Below are 17,512 nucleotides of genomic sequence, written 5' to 3' on the forward strand. Positions count from 1 at the left end.
TGGGACAGGCTGCTTAACGGATTCTGAATCTAAGCAATTTCGAAGCGCTGAAATAGCAGGCCGCGACAAAATGCGCTGCCCAAATAGTTGGCAAATCCGCCTGAAGATTCAGCTGTTTAGAGAGGCGCCTCAAGACGCTGACCCGTCTCGGTCCAGGTCGGTTCGGCGAGTTTGATGAAGCTTTCCGCCAGGCTTTCCGCCGTTTTCAGGGAGGCCGGGTCCTCGCCGGGATAGGCCTCGGCGCGCATGTCGGTGGCGACCGCGCCGGGATCGAGGAGATTAACCTTGATGGGGGTCTCCGCCGTCTCGTTGGCATAGGTGAGGGCGAGGGCCTCGAGCGCGGCCTTGGACACGGAGTAGGGCGCCCAGTAGGCCCGGGCGCTGTGGGCCACGTGAGAGGTCACGAAGATGCAGCGGCCGGCGTCGGAGCGCTTGAGCAGCGGATCGAGGGTGCGGATCAGCCGCCAATTGGCGTTGAGATTGATGCCGATGGTCCGGTCCCAGTTGACGTCTGGCGTATGGGCCAGGGGCGACAGCCCGCCCAGCACGCCAGCATTGGCGACCAGGATGTCGAGGTGGCCGAAGCGCTCATAAAGGGCAGGGCCCAAAGCATCGACCCGCTTGTTGCTGCCGAGATCGAGGGGAATGATGCTGGCTACGCCACCTTTCGCGCGGATGGCGTCGTCGACGGGCTCAAGGCTCTCCTGTTTCCGGGCGAGCAGCAGCACATGGGCGCCTTCGGCCGCATAGGCTTCGGCCACCGCACGGCCGATCCCCCGGGAGGCCCCGGTGACGAGCGCGATACGGTCCTTCAGACGCTGATGGTTTTCGGAGGCAGCCAACCGGTTGCGGACGGCGTCTAGCCGACTTCAGCCAAGAAAGAGAGCTGCTTCTGGAGGGGCGGACCCTCCCGGTCCTGCAGCCGCGTCGGGTACTCGCCGGTGAAGTGATGGTCGGTGAACTGGGGATGCTCGTTGTCGCGGCCCTCGTAGCCCAGTGCGCGATACATGCCGTCCACGGAGAGGAAGGCCAGGCTGTCGGCGCCGATGAAGTCGCGCATCTGGTCCACCGTATGGGTGGCGGCGAGGAGCTTCTCCTGCTCCGGCGTGTCGATACCGTAGAAATCGGGATGGCGGATGGGCGGGCAGGAGACCCGCATATGGACCTCCGCGGCGCCGGCGTCGCGCATCATCTGCACGATCTTCACCGAGGTGGTGCCGCGCACCAGGCTGTCGTCCAGAAGGATGATCCGCTTGCCCTTGATGCGGGCCTGGTTGGCGCTGTGCTTCAGCTTCACGCCGAGCTGGCGGATCTGCTGCTCGGGCTCAATGAAGGTGCGGCCCACATAGTGGTTCCGGATGATGCCGAACTCGAAGGGAATGTCGGATTCCTGGCTGTAGCCGATGGCGGCGGGCACACCGGAATCCGGGATCGGCACGATGACGTCGGCGGGAACGCTGGATTCCAGGGCAAGCTGGCGGCCCATCTCCTTGCGGACGTCATAAACGGACTGCCCGCCCACGATGGAATCGGGACGGGAGAAATAGACATATTCGAAGAGGCAGAGGCGCGGCTCGTATTTCGGCACGAAGCGATGACTCTCGAGTTTCGCCTTGCCGTCCTCGCCGCGGGTGATGACGACGATCTCGCCGTTTTCGACATCGCGCAAGAATTCCGCACCGATGATATCGAGGGCACAAGTCTCCGAGGCCAGCACGTAACCGTCGCCCAGCTTGCCGAGGACGAGGGGGCGGATGCCGTAGGGATCGCGGGCGCCGACCATCTTCTTGTTGGTGAGGCCGACGAGGCCGTAGGCGCCTTCCATCTGGAGCAGGGCTTCCACGAAGCGCTCGATGAATTCGCCCTTCTGGCTGCGCGCTACGAGATGAAGGATGACTTCTGTGTCGGAGGTGGACTGGCAGATCGCGCCTTGGCGGATCAGCTGCTCGCGCACGGTGAGCGCGTTGGTGAGATTGCCGTTATGGGCCAGCGCAAAGCCGCCGGAATCGAGATCGACGAAGAGGGGCTGGACGTTGCGGAGCACATGGTCGCCCGTCGTCGAGTAGCGCACATGGCCGATGGCCGAATTGCCCTGGAGACGATCGATAACGGAGCTGGAGGTAAAATGGTCGCCGACGAGGCCCAGACGCCGTTCGGGATGGAAGCGCTCGCCGTCGCAGCTCACGATGCCGGCGCCTTCCTGGCCGCGATGCTGGAGTGCATGCAGGCCAAGCGCGGTCAGGGCCGCGGCGTCGGGATGATTGAAGATTCCGAAGACGCCGCATTCCTCGTGGAGGCGATCGGCGGCGAACCAATCCGAAGAGGTTCGAAGATCTCCGGCTTGATCATCGTCGGCATGATGATCGTCAGTGATTTTGTCGTCTCGGGTCTGGGTCACGGCTGTCCTTGTCTGCCCTTTGTAAATAAGAGCCGTGGCTGATGCGTCAATGACCCCCCGCGCGTATCGCGTCGACTCTGCCAGATCTTGTCGTGGCCCCTTCGCGACAGGGATTGAATGTGGCGCGGCGTCGCGCCGGATGTCATCGACCTCTCCGTGCGGCTTCGTTTCGGGACGCTACGCAACTAAGGTTTTGACTTCCTTTATTGTATCTCCGGCGTGGCGTCCGGCTCCGGTGCGGCCTCGGGAGCCGGTTCCGGCGCGGGTTCGGGCGGCGTTCCACCCTCGGCCGGGACGTCCGCGTCAGGGGCCGCGGCATCGGGCGCGCCTGTGGACGATCCGGCCTCATCGTCGCCCTGACCGGGCAGATGGGCTTCCGGGTTTTGCGGAATCAGCGATTCGATGGCGATTTGCGTCTGCTGGAGCAGGGGATAGGACTTGGCGTTCTCCACCCAGTCGGGCTGCTCCTTGGCGAGCGCCGTGAAGATGACGAAGACGATGGCGACCAAGAGGAAGCCGCGGGCCAGGCCGAAGATGAAGCCCAGCGTGCGGTCGAAGGCGCCAACGCGGCTGTCCAGCACATGATCCGACAGGCGCAGGGTGATCAGGCTCACCACGATGAGCACGACGATGAAGACGGCGATGCCGAAGACGATCTGCGCGGCCGTGTCGGACGGGAAATAGGGTTCGATGACCGTCCAGTATTTCGGGGTCAGGTAGAGGGCAGCGACGGCGGCAACGGCCCAGGAGAAGATAGAGAGAACCTCCCGGGTGAAGCCGCGCACCATGGCGAGGAAGCCCGAGATCAGCATGATCACGATGAGAATGATGTCGAGCCAAGAGATTGGCATGTAAGTGGCTCCCTCCGACCGCTTTAACGTTAACACGATTCCCGCGCATCAAGCATACTTGGGATGGCGGAGCAACGCTCCTAACCAAGCACTGCGGCAGTTTTTCGCCAAGAAGTGAATCCGTACCCGGACGATTATTCTTCCATATCGGCGTCGAACGGGCCGAACCGGGCGACCAGCTCCTTCAACTCGGAGAGCTCAACGCGCTCCATCCCGCCATCGTTCACTTGGGCATCGTTGCCTGCGGGGAGGATGGATCGGGAGAAGCCGAGCTTCGCCGCCTCCTTCAGGCGCTGCTCCGAATGGCCCACCCGGCGAATGGCGCCGGTCAGGCTGACCTCGCCGAAAAGCGCGGTGTGTTCGGGCAGCGGCGTTTCGGTGAGGGAAGAGAGCAGGGCGGCGGCGGCGGCCAGATCGGCGGCCGGCTCGGTCAGCCGCAAGCCCCCGGCGACATTGAGATAGACATCGTGGCCGGAGAGGCGCACGCCGCAGCGGGCCTCCAGCACGGCGATGATCATGGCGAGGCGGTTGGTGTCCCAGCCGACGACGGCACGGCGTGGCGTGCCGAGGGAGGAGGGGGCGACCAGGGCCTGGATCTCCACAAGAATCGGCCGCGTGCCCTCCATGCCGGCGAAGACGGCGGTGCCGGGGCTGTTCTCCTCGTGATCGGAGAGGAAGAGTGCGGAGGGGTTCGCCACCTCGGCGAGGCCCTCATAGCCCATCTCGAACACGCCGATCTCGTCGGTGGGGCCGAAGCGGTTCTTCACGCTGCGCAGGATGCGGAACTGGTGGCCGCTCTGACCTTCGAAATAGAGCACCGTGTCGACCATGTGCTCGATGACCTTGGGCCCGGCGATCTGGCCCTCCTTGGTGACATGGCCGACCAGGACGAGACAGTAGCCCTTGCGTTTGGCGTGGCTGATGAGGGCCGAGGAACAGCCGCGGAGCTGGGAGATGGTGCCCGGCGCGGCTTCCAGATTCTCCGCCCAAAGGGTCTGAACCGAATCGACGATCACCAGGGCCGGGGTCTCGCCGTCGGACAGGCTGGAGACGATATTAGCGACGTTGGTCTCAGTACCGAGCGCCACGGGCGCCTCGCTCAGGCCAAGACGGCTGGCGCGCATGCGGACTTGGGCCGTTGCCTCCTCGCCGGAGAGATAGACGACCGGCGCACCGTTCTGGGCGAGCGCCGCTGCGACCTGGAGAAGAAGCGTGGATTTGCCGATACCCGGCTCGCCGCCCACGAGAATGGCGGAGCCCGGCACGAGGCCGCCGCCGGTGACCCGGTCGAACTCGCTCAGATTGGTCTCGATGCGCGGCGCATCGCGGGTCTCGGTCTTCAGGGTTTCGAAGTTGGCCTTCCGCCCTTTGCCGCCCTTGATGGAAACGAGATTGGCGGTCGCGGGCGGAGTCTGCTCGTCCTGCTCCTCCACGATGGAGTTCCAGGCGCCGCAGGTGACGCATTTGCCGGCCCATTGGGAAGTGACCGCGCCGCATTCCTGGCAGACGAAGTTGCGTGATCGCTTGGCCATGAGTTTAAGCGTCTCCTCCGACATAGCGGCGGGGCGCGCGGCGGCAGAGATTGGTGAGGATCTCGTAATGCACGGTCTGGGCGTAGTCGGCGATGGTTTCCAGGGGCACGCGCGGGCCGATAATCTGCACCAGCGCGCCGCGGGATGCGTATTCCTCAGGGATGCCTGTCACATCGAGGGTGATCAAGTCCATGGACACCCGGCCCATGAGAGGCGCGGGGTGCGGTCCCAGATAGGCATTCAGCGGAGACTTGCCGTCGCCGGCGGAGAGCACCCACGAGATGCCGTCCGCATAGCCGATGGCGACGGTGGCAATCCGCCTTGGGGCATCGATGTGCCGGGTGGCGCCGTAGCCGATTGTCTCGCCCGCCGGAGAGGTGCGGACTTGCAGGATGCGGCTTTCCAGGGTGAGGACATTGGCGAAGCGGTGATCGGCGTCCGGCGCTGGCTGGCCGCCATAGATGGCGATGCCGGGGCGGACTTGATCGAAGTGATAAGCTTCTCCGAGCATGACGCCTCCAGAATTGGACAGGCTGGCGGGGGCAGCGGGCAGCCGGCGGCGAAGCGCGTCGAAGCGCGTGCGCTGTGCCTCGTTCTTTGGATGCTTCGGAACGTCGGAGCAGGCGAGATGGCTCATCACCAGGCTCAAGGTGAAGGCGTCGAGAAGGCTAAGATCCTCGGCGACCGCGTCCAGCTCGGCCTCAGGCAAGCCCAGCCGGTTCATGCCGCTATCGATATGAATGCCTGCGGGCAGGGGCGTGCCGATCTTTCCGCAATAGGCAGCCCATTCACGAATCTCTTCGATGCTGTTCAGCACGGGACGGATATCGAGCTCGGCGAAAAGGTCCGCTGTCCCCGGCATCAGCCCGTCGAAGGCGTAGATGGTCGCCTTGGGCAGAAGCTGCCGAAGCGCGCGGCCTTCGGCGATCGTCGCGACGTAGAATGTGCGGCAGCCTTCGCGCCAGAGGACCGGTCCGATCTTGGCCATGCCGAGACCGTAGGCGTCTGCCTTGATCACGGCGGCGCATTCGGACGGCGCAACGCGGTCCCGAAGATGGCGGTAGTTGGCGGCGACCGCGTCGAGATCGATGGTGATGAGGCCCGGAGCGCCGGCTGTGTCGTCGATGTCTAAAGCGGGCGGCGAAGCGGTCTTCGCCTCGTCCCTCACTCGAAGCGCTCCGGCAGCCGCTCGTCCCCCGCCAGATTGCCGAACTTCGTGAACTCCGGATTGAACTGGAGCGTCACCGTGCCCGTCGGGCCATGGCGCTGCTTGCCGATAATCAGATCGGCCTTGCCCATCACGATTTCCATCTCGTCCTGCCACTGGCGGTGCTCTTCGGTTCCCTCACGCGGTTGGCGTCGCTCTAGATAGTATTCCTCACGGAACACGAACAACACCACGTCGGCATCCTGCTCGATGGAGCCGGATTCTCGAAGATCAGCCAATTGCGGCCGTTTGTCGTCACGCTGCTCAACCTGACGGGAGAGCTGGGACAGGGCGAGGACCGGAACTTCCAGCTCTTTCGCCAGCGCTTTCAAGCCGGTGGTGATCTCGGTGATCTCCTGAACCCGGCCTTCGGAGGCGCGACGGGAGGAGCCTGCGAGCAGCTGGAGATAGTCCACTACGAGGAAGCCGAGGCCCCGCTGGCGCTTCAGGCGGCGGGCCCGGGCGGCAAGCTGGGCCACGGTGATGCCGCCGGTCTGGTCGATATAGAGCGGCAGGTTCTGCAGCTCCTGGGCCACCTCGACGATGCGGTCGAACTCGTCCGGGTCGATGCGGCCGCGGCGGATGCGCTCCGAGGAGATGGACGCTTGCTCGGAAATGATACGGGTGGCGAGCTGCTCCGACGACATTTCGAGCGAGAAGAAGCCGACCACGGCGCCGTCGAGATCCTTGCCCGTGTTGGGATCGGTGCGATGGCTCTTGGCCACGTGATAGGCGATGTTGGTGGCGAGCGCCGTCTTACCCATGGAGGGGCGGCCGGCGAGGATAATGAGGTCGGAGCCCTGGAGGCCGCCCATCTTCCGGTCGACATCGGAAAAGCCGGTGGAGAGGCCCGAAAGCCCGCCGTCCCGGGAATAGGCGTTGGCCGCCATGTCGATGGCGTCGGTGAGCGCGGCGGAGAAGGGCGAGAAGCCCTGGCCGTACTTGCCGGTCTCGGCCAGCTCGTAGAGCTGCTGCTCAGCGAACTCGATCTGGGTCGAGGGCGGCGCATCTATGGGCGAATCGTAAGCCGTGTTCACCAGGGTCTCGCCCACCTGGATCAGCTCGCGCCGGACGGCCAGGTCGTAGATGGTGCGGCCGTAATCCTCCGCGTTGATGATGGTGGTGGCGTTCGCGGCGAGACGGCCGAGATATTGCGGCACCGTCATGTCGCCGGCGGGTTCTTCGTTCTGGAAGAAGGTCTTGAGGGTGATCGGCGTGGCGCGCTTGCCGCCAAAGATCAGCTTCGCGGCGGCGCTGTAGATGCGGCCGTGCAGCGGCTCGAAGAAATGCGTCTCCTTCAGGAAGCTCGATACGCGGTCGCACGCCTCGTTATTGACCAGGATGGCTCCGAGAAGCGCTTGTTCGGCCTCGATATTATGCGGCAGCTCGCGAAATTCGGGGGAATCGTCGGCCTGCTGCCGGGGCAGAATCAGTGCGTTGCTCATTCAGCGGACACTAGCCAAAAACCGGGTCTTGGCTAGGCCAAGAAGGGTCCCGGGGAGGGCTGGAAGAGGATCATCAACGCTATACACAGGGCGGTGGAAAACTCTGTTCCACCGATTTGACAGCGTACGCTATTTCGCCGTCTTGGCCGGCTGTTTCATCGCCGTCGAACCGTCGCCGCGCAGTTCCCCCTCGGTGTCGAAGATGTAGTCGCGGGTGAGCGGAAGGCTCATCTGGTTCTTGCTGAGCTGAATCTGGAAGACCATGAGCCCCTGATAGCGGAAGGCAGTCTCCGAGCCTGCCAGGTAGAACTCCCAGACCCGGCAGAACTTTTCGCCGAAGCGCTCCGACAGGGTGTGCCAGGAGGCGCGGAAGCGCTGGCGCCAGTGGCGCAGGGTCATGGCGTAGTGAAGCCGCAGGATTTCCACGTCCGTCGACATGAGCCGTTCGCGCTCGATGGGCGGGAAGACCTCCGACAGGGCCGGGATATAGCCGCCGGGGAAGATGTATTTAGCGATAAAGGCGTTTGTGGTGCCGGGGCCGTCGAAGCGGCCGATGGAATGGATCACCGCCACGCCGTCATCGGCGAGCAGATCGTGAATCTTCCGGAAGAACGCGCGGTAGTGGTTCACGCCGACATGCTCGAACATCCCGACGGAAACGATACGGTCGAACTTGCCCTGAAGCGCCCGGTAATCGATGAGCTCGAAATTCACCGAGCGGGTCAGGCCGGCCTTCTCAGCGCGCTCGCGGGAGACCTTGAGCTGCTCCTCGCTCAACGTGATGCCGGTCACGTCGACATTGGCGCTTTGGGCGAGATAAAGGGCGAGGCCGCCCCAGCCGGAGCCGATATCGAGGACCTTCTGGCCTTCCTGCAGATCGAGCTTGGCAGCCAGATGGCGCTTCTTGGCGACTTGCGCATCCTCGAGGCTCTGGTCGGCACTCTCGAAATAGGCGCAGGAATACTGGCGGTCCTCGTCGAGGAAGAGGTCGTAGATCGCGCCGTCGATATCGTAGTGATGGGCGATGTTCCGCTTGGCGCGGGGCGCAGGATTGTACTGCTGAATCCAGCGGGTGATGTAGCGGAAGCTGTCGATGAACCGCGTCCAGCGGGGCCATTCGTAGGGGTCGAGATCCTGGAGAATGACCTCCAGAAGATCGTAGATCGTCCCTTGCTCGATGGTGAGGTCTCCGTCGGCGAAGGCTTCGCCGAGATTGAGACCGGGATTGAGCGCGATCCGCCGCTCCGTAGCGCGATCCTTGATATTCGCGACGACGGTCTTGGCCGAAGGGTCGCCGTATTCATAAGTCTTGCCGTCGGGGTCGATGACTTTCAGGTGACCCCGAACGACTATCTTCTTCAGAACGTAATCGAGCGGACGAAGCATAGGCGTATGCGTATCGGCAGTGTGATCTACCGAGCGCGATTCGCACCCGGCGACCCGGGAAATAATGGAAACTATCTCACAGGTGCCGGGTAACTTTACAGTCCGAAATTGTCGCGTTCGTTACGACTTGCTTTCTTCGTCGGAATCGTCGGCGGAGGTGTCGTCTTCCGCTTCTGCCTCATCTTCGCTCAGTTCAGCGGTTTCGGCGGCGAGTTCCTCTTCCGTCGTGTCGACGTCTTCGGGCACATCGGTGCCTTCTTCGAAGAACTCTTCAGCGGTCTCCAGAGCCTCCTGGCGAGCCTCTTCCTCCTCGTCCATCGGGCGGCTGACATCCTCACCGCGGGCCTGGCGCTCGGCTTCATCGGAGGAGCGGGCCACATTGATGGTGATGGTCGGCTCGACCTCCGGATGGAGCTGGATCTGCACGTCCTTCAGACCGAGGATCTTGATGGGACGGTCGAGCAGAACCTGACGCTTATCCAGTGAGAAGCCGCCCTCGGTCACCACCTCGGCGATGTCGCGGGTGGCGACAGAGCCATAGAGGTGGCCGGTCTCGCCCGCCTGACGGATCACGACGAAGGTCTGGCCTTCGATCCGCTCGGCCAGCTTCTCGGCTTCCTGCTTGGCTTCGAGGTTGCGGGCCTCAAGCTGGGCGCGCTGGCCTTCGAATCGCTCCTTGTTGGCCTCGGTCGCCCGAAGGGCCTTGCCCTGGGGCAGGAGAAAGTTGCGGGCAAAGCCGTCCTTCACGTTGACGGTATCGCCCATCTGGCCGAGACGGCCGACACGCTCTAGCAGAATGACTTCCATTGTACGCTCCTATCAAAAAACTCAGCTGTTCAGTCTGGGGTGTTCCGGTTCGCCGTCCGGCCACGCAGGTTCAGCATGGGTTCGGCGACACCGAGAATTGCGACGAGGATGGCCGGCCATCCGAAGAAGAAGATACCGACATAGACGGCGGCCAGGATGAGGCCGCGCACGGACATGCCACGGGTGGCGGCGTGGATCACCGCGAGGCCCTGCAGCACGAAAGCGAGAAGAAATGCGCCCGCGAACGCGGTGCCGACCAGGCCGATGGTGCCGGGAATAAAGCAGGCCGCCAGCGACCCGACGAGGGCGAAGAAGATGCCGTTGGGCAGCTCCAGAGCGTCGAGTTTCGGCCAGGGACGCAAGGCGCGGCCCGAAGCCTCCACGATCATGCCGCCGATCCAGAGATTCAGCAGCGCGGTGGTCAGCCAGCCGACGGAGAAGACGGCCGGCATGATCTGCGCCAGGGTGCGGCTCAGGGTTTCGATGTTCTCAGGGGTAAGCAACTCGCCTTTCGGATCGAGGGCAGCGCCGGTGGCCCCTTGAAGCTCGCTCTGGATCGCGTCGTGCAATGCCGTGTCATCGAAACCGAGAGCCACGATCACGAAGGTGGCGAGCACGCCTGCGATCACCGCGGCCCAGCCGACGAGCCGGCTCGTCGGATACCATTCGACCGCGATGGCGTTGGCGCCCTCCTGATTCTCGGGCGGCCGTGAGAGCAGCATGAGATGGCAGAAGAAGGCGAAGGGGGCGCCGAGGAAGATCAGGAAAACGATGCCGGCGATTGGCCCCAAGGTCAGGGAGATCACGAGGCCGCCGGCAAGCGCTGCCACAAGGGCTGCGCGGCTGCCCCAGCCGAATCCGGCCAGGCAGAGCGGCAGAGGCGCCAAATATAGGAGAATGCCGGCCAGCACTTTGGCGATCGCGGCCGCGCCCACAAGGGTTGCGGAGATGACGCCGGCGCCGAGGCCGATGAGATATTGCCGTGGCATTGGTCTAGCTGTCCCGCCTTCATCGGAAGGGGTTAGGGGCGGCCCCTTAGAGGGACCGGCCCAACCGCGATAGGTCTGTTTGCCCGGTTAGGGCGTGTTACTGCACCAGATAGGGCAGGAGGCCGAGGAAGCGGGCGCGCTTGATGGCGCGGGCCAGTTCCCGCTGCTTCTTGGCCGAAACGGCGGTAATCCGGCTCGGCACGATCTTGCCGCGCTCCGAAACGTAGCGCTGCAGCAGCTTGACGTCCTTGTAATCGATCTTCGGCGCTTTATCGCTGGAAAACGGGCAGGTCTTCCGGCGGCGATAGAAGGGGCGCCGAGGGGCTTGGGCCGCGTTCATGCGTCCTCCTTAGAAGTCTCTCTGTCGTCTCTCTTGCTCTCGGAACGATCGCGATCGCGGTCACCTCGATCCCGGGGCGGTCCGCGGCGGTCGCCACGATCCCCGCGATCACCGCGCCCGCGGCTGTCGCGGTCGTCGGAGCGGCGCATCTGAGCGGAAGGACCTTCCTCCAGCTCGTCGACGCGAATGGTTAGCACCCGGATGATGTCCTGGTGGAGACGCTCCTGGCGCTCCAGCTCGGTCATCGCCTCGATGGGCGCATCGATGTTCATGAGGGCATAATGCGCCTTCCGGTTCTTCTTGATCCGGTAGGCGATGGACTTGAGGCCCCAGTTCTCGGTCTTGCCGACGGAGCCGCCATTGTCCTCGACGATCTTCTTCAGCTCGTCGACCAGGGTGTCGACCTGCTGGCCAGAGATGTCCTGGCGTGCAAGCACGACATGCTCGTAAAGAGGCATGGATTGCCATTCCTTCTTTATATGCTTCGGCGCGAAGCCTCTCTCGAGCGCTTAAGAAGGAAGGCTCAAGAAGAGTTCTCAAGGAGCGGAGACACGGGAAGCCGACCTTTTTGCGTTCCGCAAACTGGCCTATCGCGCATATGGCGCAACCTTCCGTTCAGCCTCCGACCGAAGCGGTTTCAGGTGGGCGCTTTATAGCGGTGTTTTTGTGTATTGCAAGCGGCCGATGGTCTTCATCTCGGCCGTTGCTTTCACTGTCCGCTAGAGGGTCTCGTCCTCGCGCACCCGGGTCGTGCATTCCACCGTCTTTTCCTCGGCAAGCGAGTAGGCGATGCAATTGTCTTCCGCATAGACCTCGATGACGTCGATCTCGCCCACGGGCGCGTCCTTATAAGTGCCGCCTGCGGTCACCTCGGTGGGGTCTTCGTCTTCCGACGGTTCTTGCGGCGGACGGCCGCGCAGCTCGAAGGCGAAGATGCGGTCGTTCAGCTTGCCCGGCCGGTTGACCAGGGTGAGATCGGTGTAGCCGGGCCGGGGCGCGGTGGCCTTCACCTCGATGGCGATCAGCTTCGCATCGAGATCCTTCACGCTCACCTCGATGCCATCCACCTTCTGGAGAAGGCCGAGGGCAGGGTCCCGGGGCGCCTTTTCGGCGAACGGCCAGACCATGGGCTCGGCGGCCAGGGCGGCGCCTGAGGTGGCGAGGCCGATGAGCGCTGCCAAGAAAAGGGCCGAAAGCTTTGTCATCACGTCTCCTCCAAAAATATCAGTCGGCGGACTTGTGGCATAACCCGGCAAGCAAGACACGGGTTGCACGATGTCCGCCTTTAATAAAATACAGGACCTGCGTCCGCTTGGCACGGCGCCCACCTTGACAGGGTGGGCCCAAACGGTGTCTCTGGCGCGCTTCTTAGACGACCATCCCCTCGATAACAGGTTTTGAGCGCAGGATCGTTATGAGCAACGCATTCCTCTTTCCGGGCCAAGGCAGCCAGCAGGTTGGCATGGGCAAGGCGCTTGCCGAAAGCTTCGCGCCGTCGCGCGCCGTTTTCGACGAGGTGAACGAGGCGCTGTCCCAGGACCTGTCGAAGCTGATGTTCGAAGGGCCTACGGACGAGCTGACCCTGACGGAGAACGCCCAGCCGGCGCTGATGGCGGTCTCGCTCGCGGCCATGCGGGCGCTGGAAGACAAGGGCGTGTCCCTGGAGAAGGTCGCGACCTATGTCGCTGGTCATTCGCTCGGCGAATATTCGGCACTGGCCGCGTCCGGCGCGCTGAGCGTGGCCGACGCCGCACGTCTCTTGAAGACCCGCGGCCGGGCCATGCAGGAAGCCGTGCCGGTGGGCGAGGGCGCCATGGCGGCGCTTCTCGGCGCGGAGCTGCCCCAGGCGAAGGAACTGGCGGCGGCGGCGGCCGAAGACGATGTTTGCGAGGTCGCCAACGACAATGCGCCGGGCCAGGTGGTGATTTCCGGCGCCAAGGCGGCCATCGACCGGGCTATCAAGCTTGCGCCTGAATACGGCGCACGCCGCGCGGTTCCGCTGCCGGTGAGCGCGCCTTTCCATTGTTCCTTGATGGGACCGGCCGCCGATGCCATGCAGGAGGCGCTTGCCGGAATCGAAATCAAGGCGCCTTGCGTACCGCTGGTGGCGAACGTGCTTGCCGAACCGATCACAGACCCGGAAGAGATTCGCAAACGGCTAGTGGAGCAGGTCACGGGAACGGTCCGCTGGCGCGAATCCATGCTGTTTCTGCAGGCCAAGGACGTGAAAGCGGTCTATGAAATTGGGGCCGGTCGGGTCTTGACTGGGATCGCTCGCCGTTTTGAAGGTATTGACGCTAAGAGCGTCGGCACTGCCGAAGAGGTGGAAGCCGTCGCCGGCGAGCTTGCGGGCTGAACGCCTCGCGGCGAATAACAGGAGGAAACCGGTAGATGTTCGATTTGAGCGGAAAGAATGCGCTCGTCACAGGCGCCACGGGCGGCATCGGCGGCGCGATCGCCGAAGCGCTGCACGGGCAGGGCGCCACGGTGGCCATCTCCGGCACGCGGGCGGAGAAGCTGGAAGAGCTGGCCAAGAAGCTGGGCGACCGGGTGCATGTAATGCCGTGCGATCTGCGCGACCGTGCCGCGGTGGTGAAGCTCGGCGAGGATGCCGAAGAGAAACTCGGCCAGGTCGATATCCTGGTGAACAATGCCGGCATCACCCACGACAATCTTTTCATGCGGATGAAGGACGAGGAGTGGGACGACGTGATCGCCGTCAATCTCACCTCTGTCTTCACCCTGACCCGGTCGATCCTGCGCAACATGATGCGCCGCCGGGCCGGCCGCATCGTGAACATCGCCTCGATCAGCGGCGTGATCGGCAATCCCGGTCAGCCGAACTATGCCGCCTCCAAGGCGGGGCTGGTCGGCATGACGAAATCGCTTGCCCGTGAGGTTTCCGCCCGCGGCATCACGGCGAACTGCATCGCGCCCGGCTTCATCCAGACGCCGATGACCGATGCATTGACAGAGAAGCAGGTGGAGACTATTGCGGCTGCGATTCCGGCCGCGAAATTCGGTGTGCCGGAGGATATCGCGGCTGCCGTTGTGTTTCTCGCCAGCGAGGAGGCCGGTTACATCACCGGCGAAACCATGCATATCAACGGCGGGATGGTAATGGCGTAATCGTTGATTTAGGAGACTGAAACCGGATAAATCAGCCTCAATTCAAAGGGCCTTTCTTTGGCTCGAGGCTGCTGGCAATGTCCCGGAAAGTGTGTTACCCAAACGCCGCTTTGTGGGGCTAATCAAGGAAAAATCCCACTCGCTATCGACCCTACGATTTATCACCGCTCGGAGGTTTGTTAGGCCGTGAGCCGGGGCTCCAGGGGGGACGTGCGAGGCCTAAGGACTGACAGAAGGACTGTGAGGCGGACATGAGCGACATCGCAGAGCGTGTAAAGAAAATCGTGGTCGAGCATCTCGGTGTGGAAGCCGACAAGGTGACCGAGAATGCTAGCTTTATCGACGACCTGGGGGCCGACAGCCTCGATACGGTCGAGCTGGTCATGGCGTTTGAAGAAGAGTTCGGTTGCGAGATCCCGGACGACGCGGCAGAGACGATCCTGACCGTCGGCGACGCCATCAAGTTCCTGGAAAAGAACAGCTCCTAGGCGACATTCGCCTGCCGGGCGTCATAGGCGCCCGACATATCTCAGCGACCGGCCGCGCGTTTGCGGCCGCTAACCCGGATTCCATTTAGCGCCAGATGCGACGTGTCGTCATCACAGGTATGGGTCTTGTCTCGCCGATGGCTAGCGGCGTCGAGGCCTCTTGGAAAAAGCTGATCGAGGGCAAGAGCTCGGCGCGTCGCGTCAACGAGTTCGATGTCTCCGATCTCGCCTGCCAGATCGCGTGCCAGATTCCGCGCGGCGACGGCAGCGACGGCACGTTCAATCCGGACGATTGGATGGAGCCGAAAGAGCAGCGCAAGGTCGATGATTTCATCATCTACGCCATGGCGGCTGCGACCCAGGCTTTGGAGCATGCCGGCTGGAATCCGACGGATTACGAAGATCAGATCCGCACCGGCGTGCTGGTCGGGTCCGGTATCGGCGGTCTGCAGGGAATCGAGAAGAGTTCGCTTCTCTTCAACGAGAAGGGGCCCCGGCGGCTCAGCCCGTTCTTCATTCCCGGCCGTCTGATCAATCTGGCGTCCGGCTATATCTCCATCAAGCACGGCCTCAAGGGCCCGAACCACGCTGTGGTGACGGCCTGTTCGACGGGCGCGCACGCCATTGGCGATGCGTCCCGGCTGGTGGGGCTCGGTGATGCTGATGTCATGCTGGCGGGCGGCACGGAATCGCCGATCTGCCGTCTGGCGCTGGCGGGCTTTGCCGCGTGCAAGGCGCTCTCCACGCATTTTAATGACGAACCTGAGAAAGGGTCCCGGCCTTACGATCGCGACCGCGACGGTTTCGTGATGGGCGAGGGGGCCGGCGTGGTCGTGCTCGAGGAGCTGGAGCACGCCAAGGCGCGCGGCGCCACGATCTATGCAGAAATCATCGGCTACGGCCTGTCGGGCGATGCCTATCACATCACTGCGCCTTCGGAAGATGGCGACGGCGCCTATCGCTGCATGATGGCGGCGGTGAAGCGGGCCGGGATCGAGCCTGCCGATATCGACTACATCAACGCCCACGGCACTTCGACGCCCATGGGCGACGAGATCGAGCTCGGGGCGGTGGAGCGTCTGTTCGGCAACGCAGCCGGTAAGACCACCATGTCCTCGACGAAATCGGCGACGGGCCACCTTCTGGGTGCCGCCGGCGCGGTGGAGGCGATCTTCTCCACCCTCGCAATCCGGGACAACGTGGTGCCGCCGACGCTCAATCTCGACAACCCGTCCATCGACACCGCGATCGACCTGGTGCCCCATGAGGCCCAGGAGCGGAAGGTGGATACGGTCCTGTCAAACTCCTTCGGCTTTGGTGGCACGAACGCGTCCTTGATCTTGCGGCGCTACGACGCTTGAGGAAGACGGACGTTTCTCTTGCCAGCGCGTACCGGCTTTAGCCATATTTTGCCCCCAGGGGATAGACGGTGTTGCCACCACATTAAGGCTTTCGCCTCATGTCCATGACCGGCGGGGAGCGACCAGGCTCTGAACGAGACGATTCGCTCTCTCCAACCGATCAAGGGGAACGCAGCTTTGCACCGAGACCGCGCAGTCCTGCAGAGGCGCTTCAGCCGCGTCCCGCGCCGGCGCGGCCGGAACGCGAACCGCGAAACGTGCAAATGCATCCGTTCTTGAGAATAATAAACCGTATCCTGACGCTGATCCTCGTTGCCGCCGGCATCGGGGTGGGGCTGCTGTATTTCCTCAAGGTCCAGTTCGACAAGCCGGGGCCGCTGGAGACCGCGAAGATCGTGGTCATTCCGCAAGGGCGGGGCGTCAGCGCCATCGGCGAGCAGCTGGAATCTGAAGGGGTCATCGCGGACCGGCGGATCTTCGTCACCACCTCTCTCTACTTCAACTACCTGAAGGACAACTCCACCCTGAAGGCCGGCGAGTACGAATTCGCCGCTCATACCAGCATGCGCGACGTGCTGGACAAGCTGGTGGAGGGGAAGAGCATCCGTCACAAGGTGACCGTGGCGGAAGGGCTCACCAGCCAGCAGGTGGTGCGCAAGCTTCTCGATCATCCGGAGCTGACGGGCGAGATCACCGAGATTCCGCCGGAAGGCTCGCTGCTGCCCGACACCTATCTCTTCCGCCGGGGCGAAAGCCGGCAGGACATTCTGAAGCGTATGGCCCAGGCCCAGCAGGTCTTCATGGCCGAGCACTGGAAGGACAGAGCGCCGGATCTCCCGATCGACACGCCGCAAGAAGCGCTGATCCTTGCCTCCATCGTGGAGAAGGAGACGGCGGTCGAAGGCGAGCGCCCGCAGATTGCCGCGGTGTTCGAGAATCGGCTCAAGAAGGGGATGCGGCTCCAGTCCGACCCGACCATCATCTACGGTCTGGTCGGCGGCGAGGGGAAGCTCGGCCGGCCAATCCTGCAGAGCGAGCTCGACAAGAAGACCGTCTACAACACCTATCAGATCGACGGGCTGCCCCCGACGCCGATCGCCAATCCGGGACGCTCGGCGATCCTGGCGACCCTGAACCCGGCCGAGACGGATGCGCTTTATTTCGTGGCGGACGGGACCGGCGGGCATGCCTTTGCCGCCTCGCTCAGCGAGCATAACGACAATGTCGCCGATTGGCGCCGGATCCAGCGTCAGCGTGAAAAAGAAGAAGCCGAGCGTCAGGCTGAGCAAGACGGTGCCGCCAGCACCGACAATCCAACCGGTCTCGACGGGGATGCGGAAGCGGGGCTCGCGGCCTCTGCAGGCGGGGACGGCCAGCCGCCCGTGCCGAAGCGTAATCCGAAGCTGACGCCCAGTCCGTAGCGGACTGGCTTTCCCTGCCTTAGCGCCGCAAGGACTCTTAACGCTGCTCGCGCGTTGCGCCTGGAAGCGGGCGTCCGGTTTGCGTAAAACCGTGCGACTCGGCCTATAAGCCGGAGCAGAGCCGCAGGCGCGTTCCGCGCGCCATCCGATCAAGCCCG

The 17,512-nt window shown here is 63.5% G+C and carries 17 protein-coding genes; 5 read left to right on the top strand and 12 right to left on the bottom strand.

The features are described from left to right. Positions 1-116: 116 nt before the first annotated feature. The 12 genes from ACFQ2F_RS08690 to ACFQ2F_RS08745 form a co-directional block, all read right to left on the bottom strand. Entirely contained in the window at positions 117-842 is a 726-nt protein-coding gene (locus tag ACFQ2F_RS08690; RefSeq protein WP_379088656.1) for an SDR family NAD(P)-dependent oxidoreductase, read from the bottom strand. 17 nt (positions 843-859) lie between these two features. Further along, complete coding sequence (purF, locus tag ACFQ2F_RS08695) at positions 860-2,398, bottom strand: amidophosphoribosyltransferase (protein ID WP_379088659.1); 1,539 nt, start codon at positions 2,396-2,398, stop codon at positions 860-862. 203 nt (positions 2,399-2,601) lie between these two features. Further along, positions 2,602-3,249 (bottom strand): CvpA family protein, encoded by a 648-nt coding sequence (locus ACFQ2F_RS08700; RefSeq protein ID WP_379088662.1) that lies wholly within the window; start codon positions 3,247-3,249, stop codon positions 2,602-2,604. A 134-nt stretch (positions 3,250-3,383) separates the two neighbouring features. Beyond that, on the bottom strand, positions 3,384-4,781 hold the full coding sequence (gene radA / locus ACFQ2F_RS08705) for a DNA repair protein RadA (protein ID WP_379088665.1): 1,398 nt from the start codon (positions 4,779-4,781) through the stop codon (positions 3,384-3,386). 4 nt (positions 4,782-4,785) lie between these two features. Next, positions 4,786-5,949, bottom strand: coding sequence for an alanine racemase (gene alr / locus ACFQ2F_RS08710; RefSeq protein WP_379088667.1), 1,164 nt, complete (start codon positions 5,947-5,949; stop codon positions 4,786-4,788). Beyond that, entirely contained in the window at positions 5,946-7,433 is a 1,488-nt protein-coding gene (locus ACFQ2F_RS08715; protein ID WP_379088670.1) for a replicative DNA helicase, read from the bottom strand. Before ACFQ2F_RS08715 ends, alr begins: the two co-directional genes overlap by 4 nt. 129 nt (positions 7,434-7,562) lie before the next feature. Continuing rightward, a complete protein-coding gene (locus tag ACFQ2F_RS08720; RefSeq protein WP_379088673.1) occupies positions 7,563-8,819 on the bottom strand; it encodes a class I SAM-dependent methyltransferase in 1,257 nt (418 codons plus the stop codon). 120 nt (positions 8,820-8,939) lie between these two features. Beyond that, a complete protein-coding gene (rplI, locus tag ACFQ2F_RS08725) occupies positions 8,940-9,626 on the bottom strand; it encodes a 50S ribosomal protein L9 (protein WP_379088676.1) in 687 nt (228 codons plus the stop codon). Between the two features lie 29 nt (positions 9,627-9,655). Then, positions 9,656-10,615 carry a DUF2232 domain-containing protein gene (locus ACFQ2F_RS08730; RefSeq protein WP_379088679.1) on the bottom strand — a complete coding sequence of 320 codons (960 nt, stop codon included), beginning with the start codon at positions 10,613-10,615 and terminating at the stop codon, positions 9,656-9,658. A gap of 97 nt (positions 10,616-10,712) precedes the next feature. Then, positions 10,713-10,955, bottom strand: coding sequence for a 30S ribosomal protein S18 (rpsR, locus tag ACFQ2F_RS08735; RefSeq protein ID WP_069093723.1), 243 nt, complete (start codon positions 10,953-10,955; stop codon positions 10,713-10,715). Next, entirely contained in the window at positions 10,952-11,413 is a 462-nt protein-coding gene (gene rpsF / locus ACFQ2F_RS08740; protein ID WP_379088682.1) for a 30S ribosomal protein S6, read from the bottom strand. Before rpsF ends, rpsR begins: the two co-directional genes overlap by 4 nt. 261 nt (positions 11,414-11,674) lie before the next feature. Continuing rightward, positions 11,675-12,160 carry a hypothetical protein gene (locus tag ACFQ2F_RS08745; protein ID WP_379088685.1) on the bottom strand — a complete coding sequence of 162 codons (486 nt, stop codon included), beginning with the start codon at positions 12,158-12,160 and terminating at the stop codon, positions 11,675-11,677. Positions 12,161-12,369: 209 nt separating this feature from the next. Between ACFQ2F_RS08745 and fabD the strand changes: the two genes are divergently transcribed. The 5 genes from fabD to mltG all read left to right on the top strand — a co-directional run bounded on the left by fabD (position 12,370) and on the right by mltG (position 17,354). Further along, positions 12,370-13,311: an ACP S-malonyltransferase gene (fabD, locus tag ACFQ2F_RS08750; protein ID WP_379088688.1), complete on the top strand. Its 942-nt coding sequence runs from the start codon at positions 12,370-12,372 to the stop codon at positions 13,309-13,311. A gap of 35 nt (positions 13,312-13,346) precedes the next feature. Beyond that, the gene (gene fabG, locus ACFQ2F_RS08755; RefSeq protein WP_379088691.1) at positions 13,347-14,084 is read left to right on the top strand and encodes a 3-oxoacyl-[acyl-carrier-protein] reductase; all 738 of its coding nucleotides are present in this window, start codon (positions 13,347-13,349) and stop codon (positions 14,082-14,084) included. Positions 14,085-14,335: 251 nt separating this feature from the next. Then, positions 14,336-14,572: an acyl carrier protein gene (locus ACFQ2F_RS08760; protein WP_069093727.1), complete on the top strand. Its 237-nt coding sequence runs from the start codon at positions 14,336-14,338 to the stop codon at positions 14,570-14,572. A 95-nt stretch (positions 14,573-14,667) separates the two neighbouring features. After that, on the top strand, positions 14,668-15,933 hold the full coding sequence (gene fabF / locus ACFQ2F_RS08765; RefSeq protein ID WP_379088695.1) for a beta-ketoacyl-ACP synthase II: 1,266 nt from the start codon (positions 14,668-14,670) through the stop codon (positions 15,931-15,933). 263 nt (positions 15,934-16,196) lie between these two features. After that, positions 16,197-17,354 carry an endolytic transglycosylase MltG gene (mltG, locus tag ACFQ2F_RS08770; protein WP_379088697.1) on the top strand — a complete coding sequence of 386 codons (1,158 nt, stop codon included), beginning with the start codon at positions 16,197-16,199 and terminating at the stop codon, positions 17,352-17,354. The last annotated feature ends 158 nt before the right edge of the window (positions 17,355-17,512 follow it).

The sequence above is a fragment of the Methyloligella solikamskensis genome (genome assembly GCF_042676065.1).
Lineage (GTDB): Bacteria > Pseudomonadota > Alphaproteobacteria > Rhizobiales > Methyloligellaceae > Methyloligella > Methyloligella solikamskensis.

Coding starts and splice junctions, on each gene's coding strand:
- ACFQ2F_RS08715 (WP_379088670.1), bottom strand. CDS start 7,433: ATGAGCAACGCACTGATTCTGCCCCGGCAGCAGGCCGACGATTCCCCC.
- ACFQ2F_RS08730 (WP_379088679.1), bottom strand. CDS start 10,615: ATGCCACGGCAATATCTCATCGGCCTCGGCGCCGGCGTCATCTCCGCA.
- ACFQ2F_RS08745 (WP_379088685.1), bottom strand. CDS start 12,160: ATGACAAAGCTTTCGGCCCTTTTCTTGGCAGCGCTCATCGGCCTCGCC.
- fabG (WP_379088691.1), top strand. CDS start 13,347: ATGTTCGATTTGAGCGGAAAGAATGCGCTCGTCACAGGCGCCACGGGC.
- rpsR (WP_069093723.1), bottom strand. CDS start 10,955: ATGAACGCGGCCCAAGCCCCTCGGCGCCCCTTCTATCGCCGCCGGAAG.
- fabF (WP_379088695.1), top strand. CDS start 14,668: ATGCGACGTGTCGTCATCACAGGTATGGGTCTTGTCTCGCCGATGGCT.
- rpsF (WP_379088682.1), bottom strand. CDS start 11,413: ATGCCTCTTTACGAGCATGTCGTGCTTGCACGCCAGGACATCTCTGGC.
- mltG (WP_379088697.1), top strand. CDS start 16,197: ATGCATCCGTTCTTGAGAATAATAAACCGTATCCTGACGCTGATCCTC.
- ACFQ2F_RS08700 (WP_379088662.1), bottom strand. CDS start 3,249: ATGCCAATCTCTTGGCTCGACATCATTCTCATCGTGATCATGCTGATC.
- fabD (WP_379088688.1), top strand. CDS start 12,370: ATGAGCAACGCATTCCTCTTTCCGGGCCAAGGCAGCCAGCAGGTTGGC.
- rplI (WP_379088676.1), bottom strand. CDS start 9,626: ATGGAAGTCATTCTGCTAGAGCGTGTCGGCCGTCTCGGCCAGATGGGC.
- ACFQ2F_RS08720 (WP_379088673.1), bottom strand. CDS start 8,819: ATGCTTCGTCCGCTCGATTACGTTCTGAAGAAGATAGTCGTTCGGGGT.
- ACFQ2F_RS08760 (WP_069093727.1), top strand. CDS start 14,336: ATGAGCGACATCGCAGAGCGTGTAAAGAAAATCGTGGTCGAGCATCTC.
- radA (WP_379088665.1), bottom strand. CDS start 4,781: ATGGCCAAGCGATCACGCAACTTCGTCTGCCAGGAATGCGGCGCGGTC.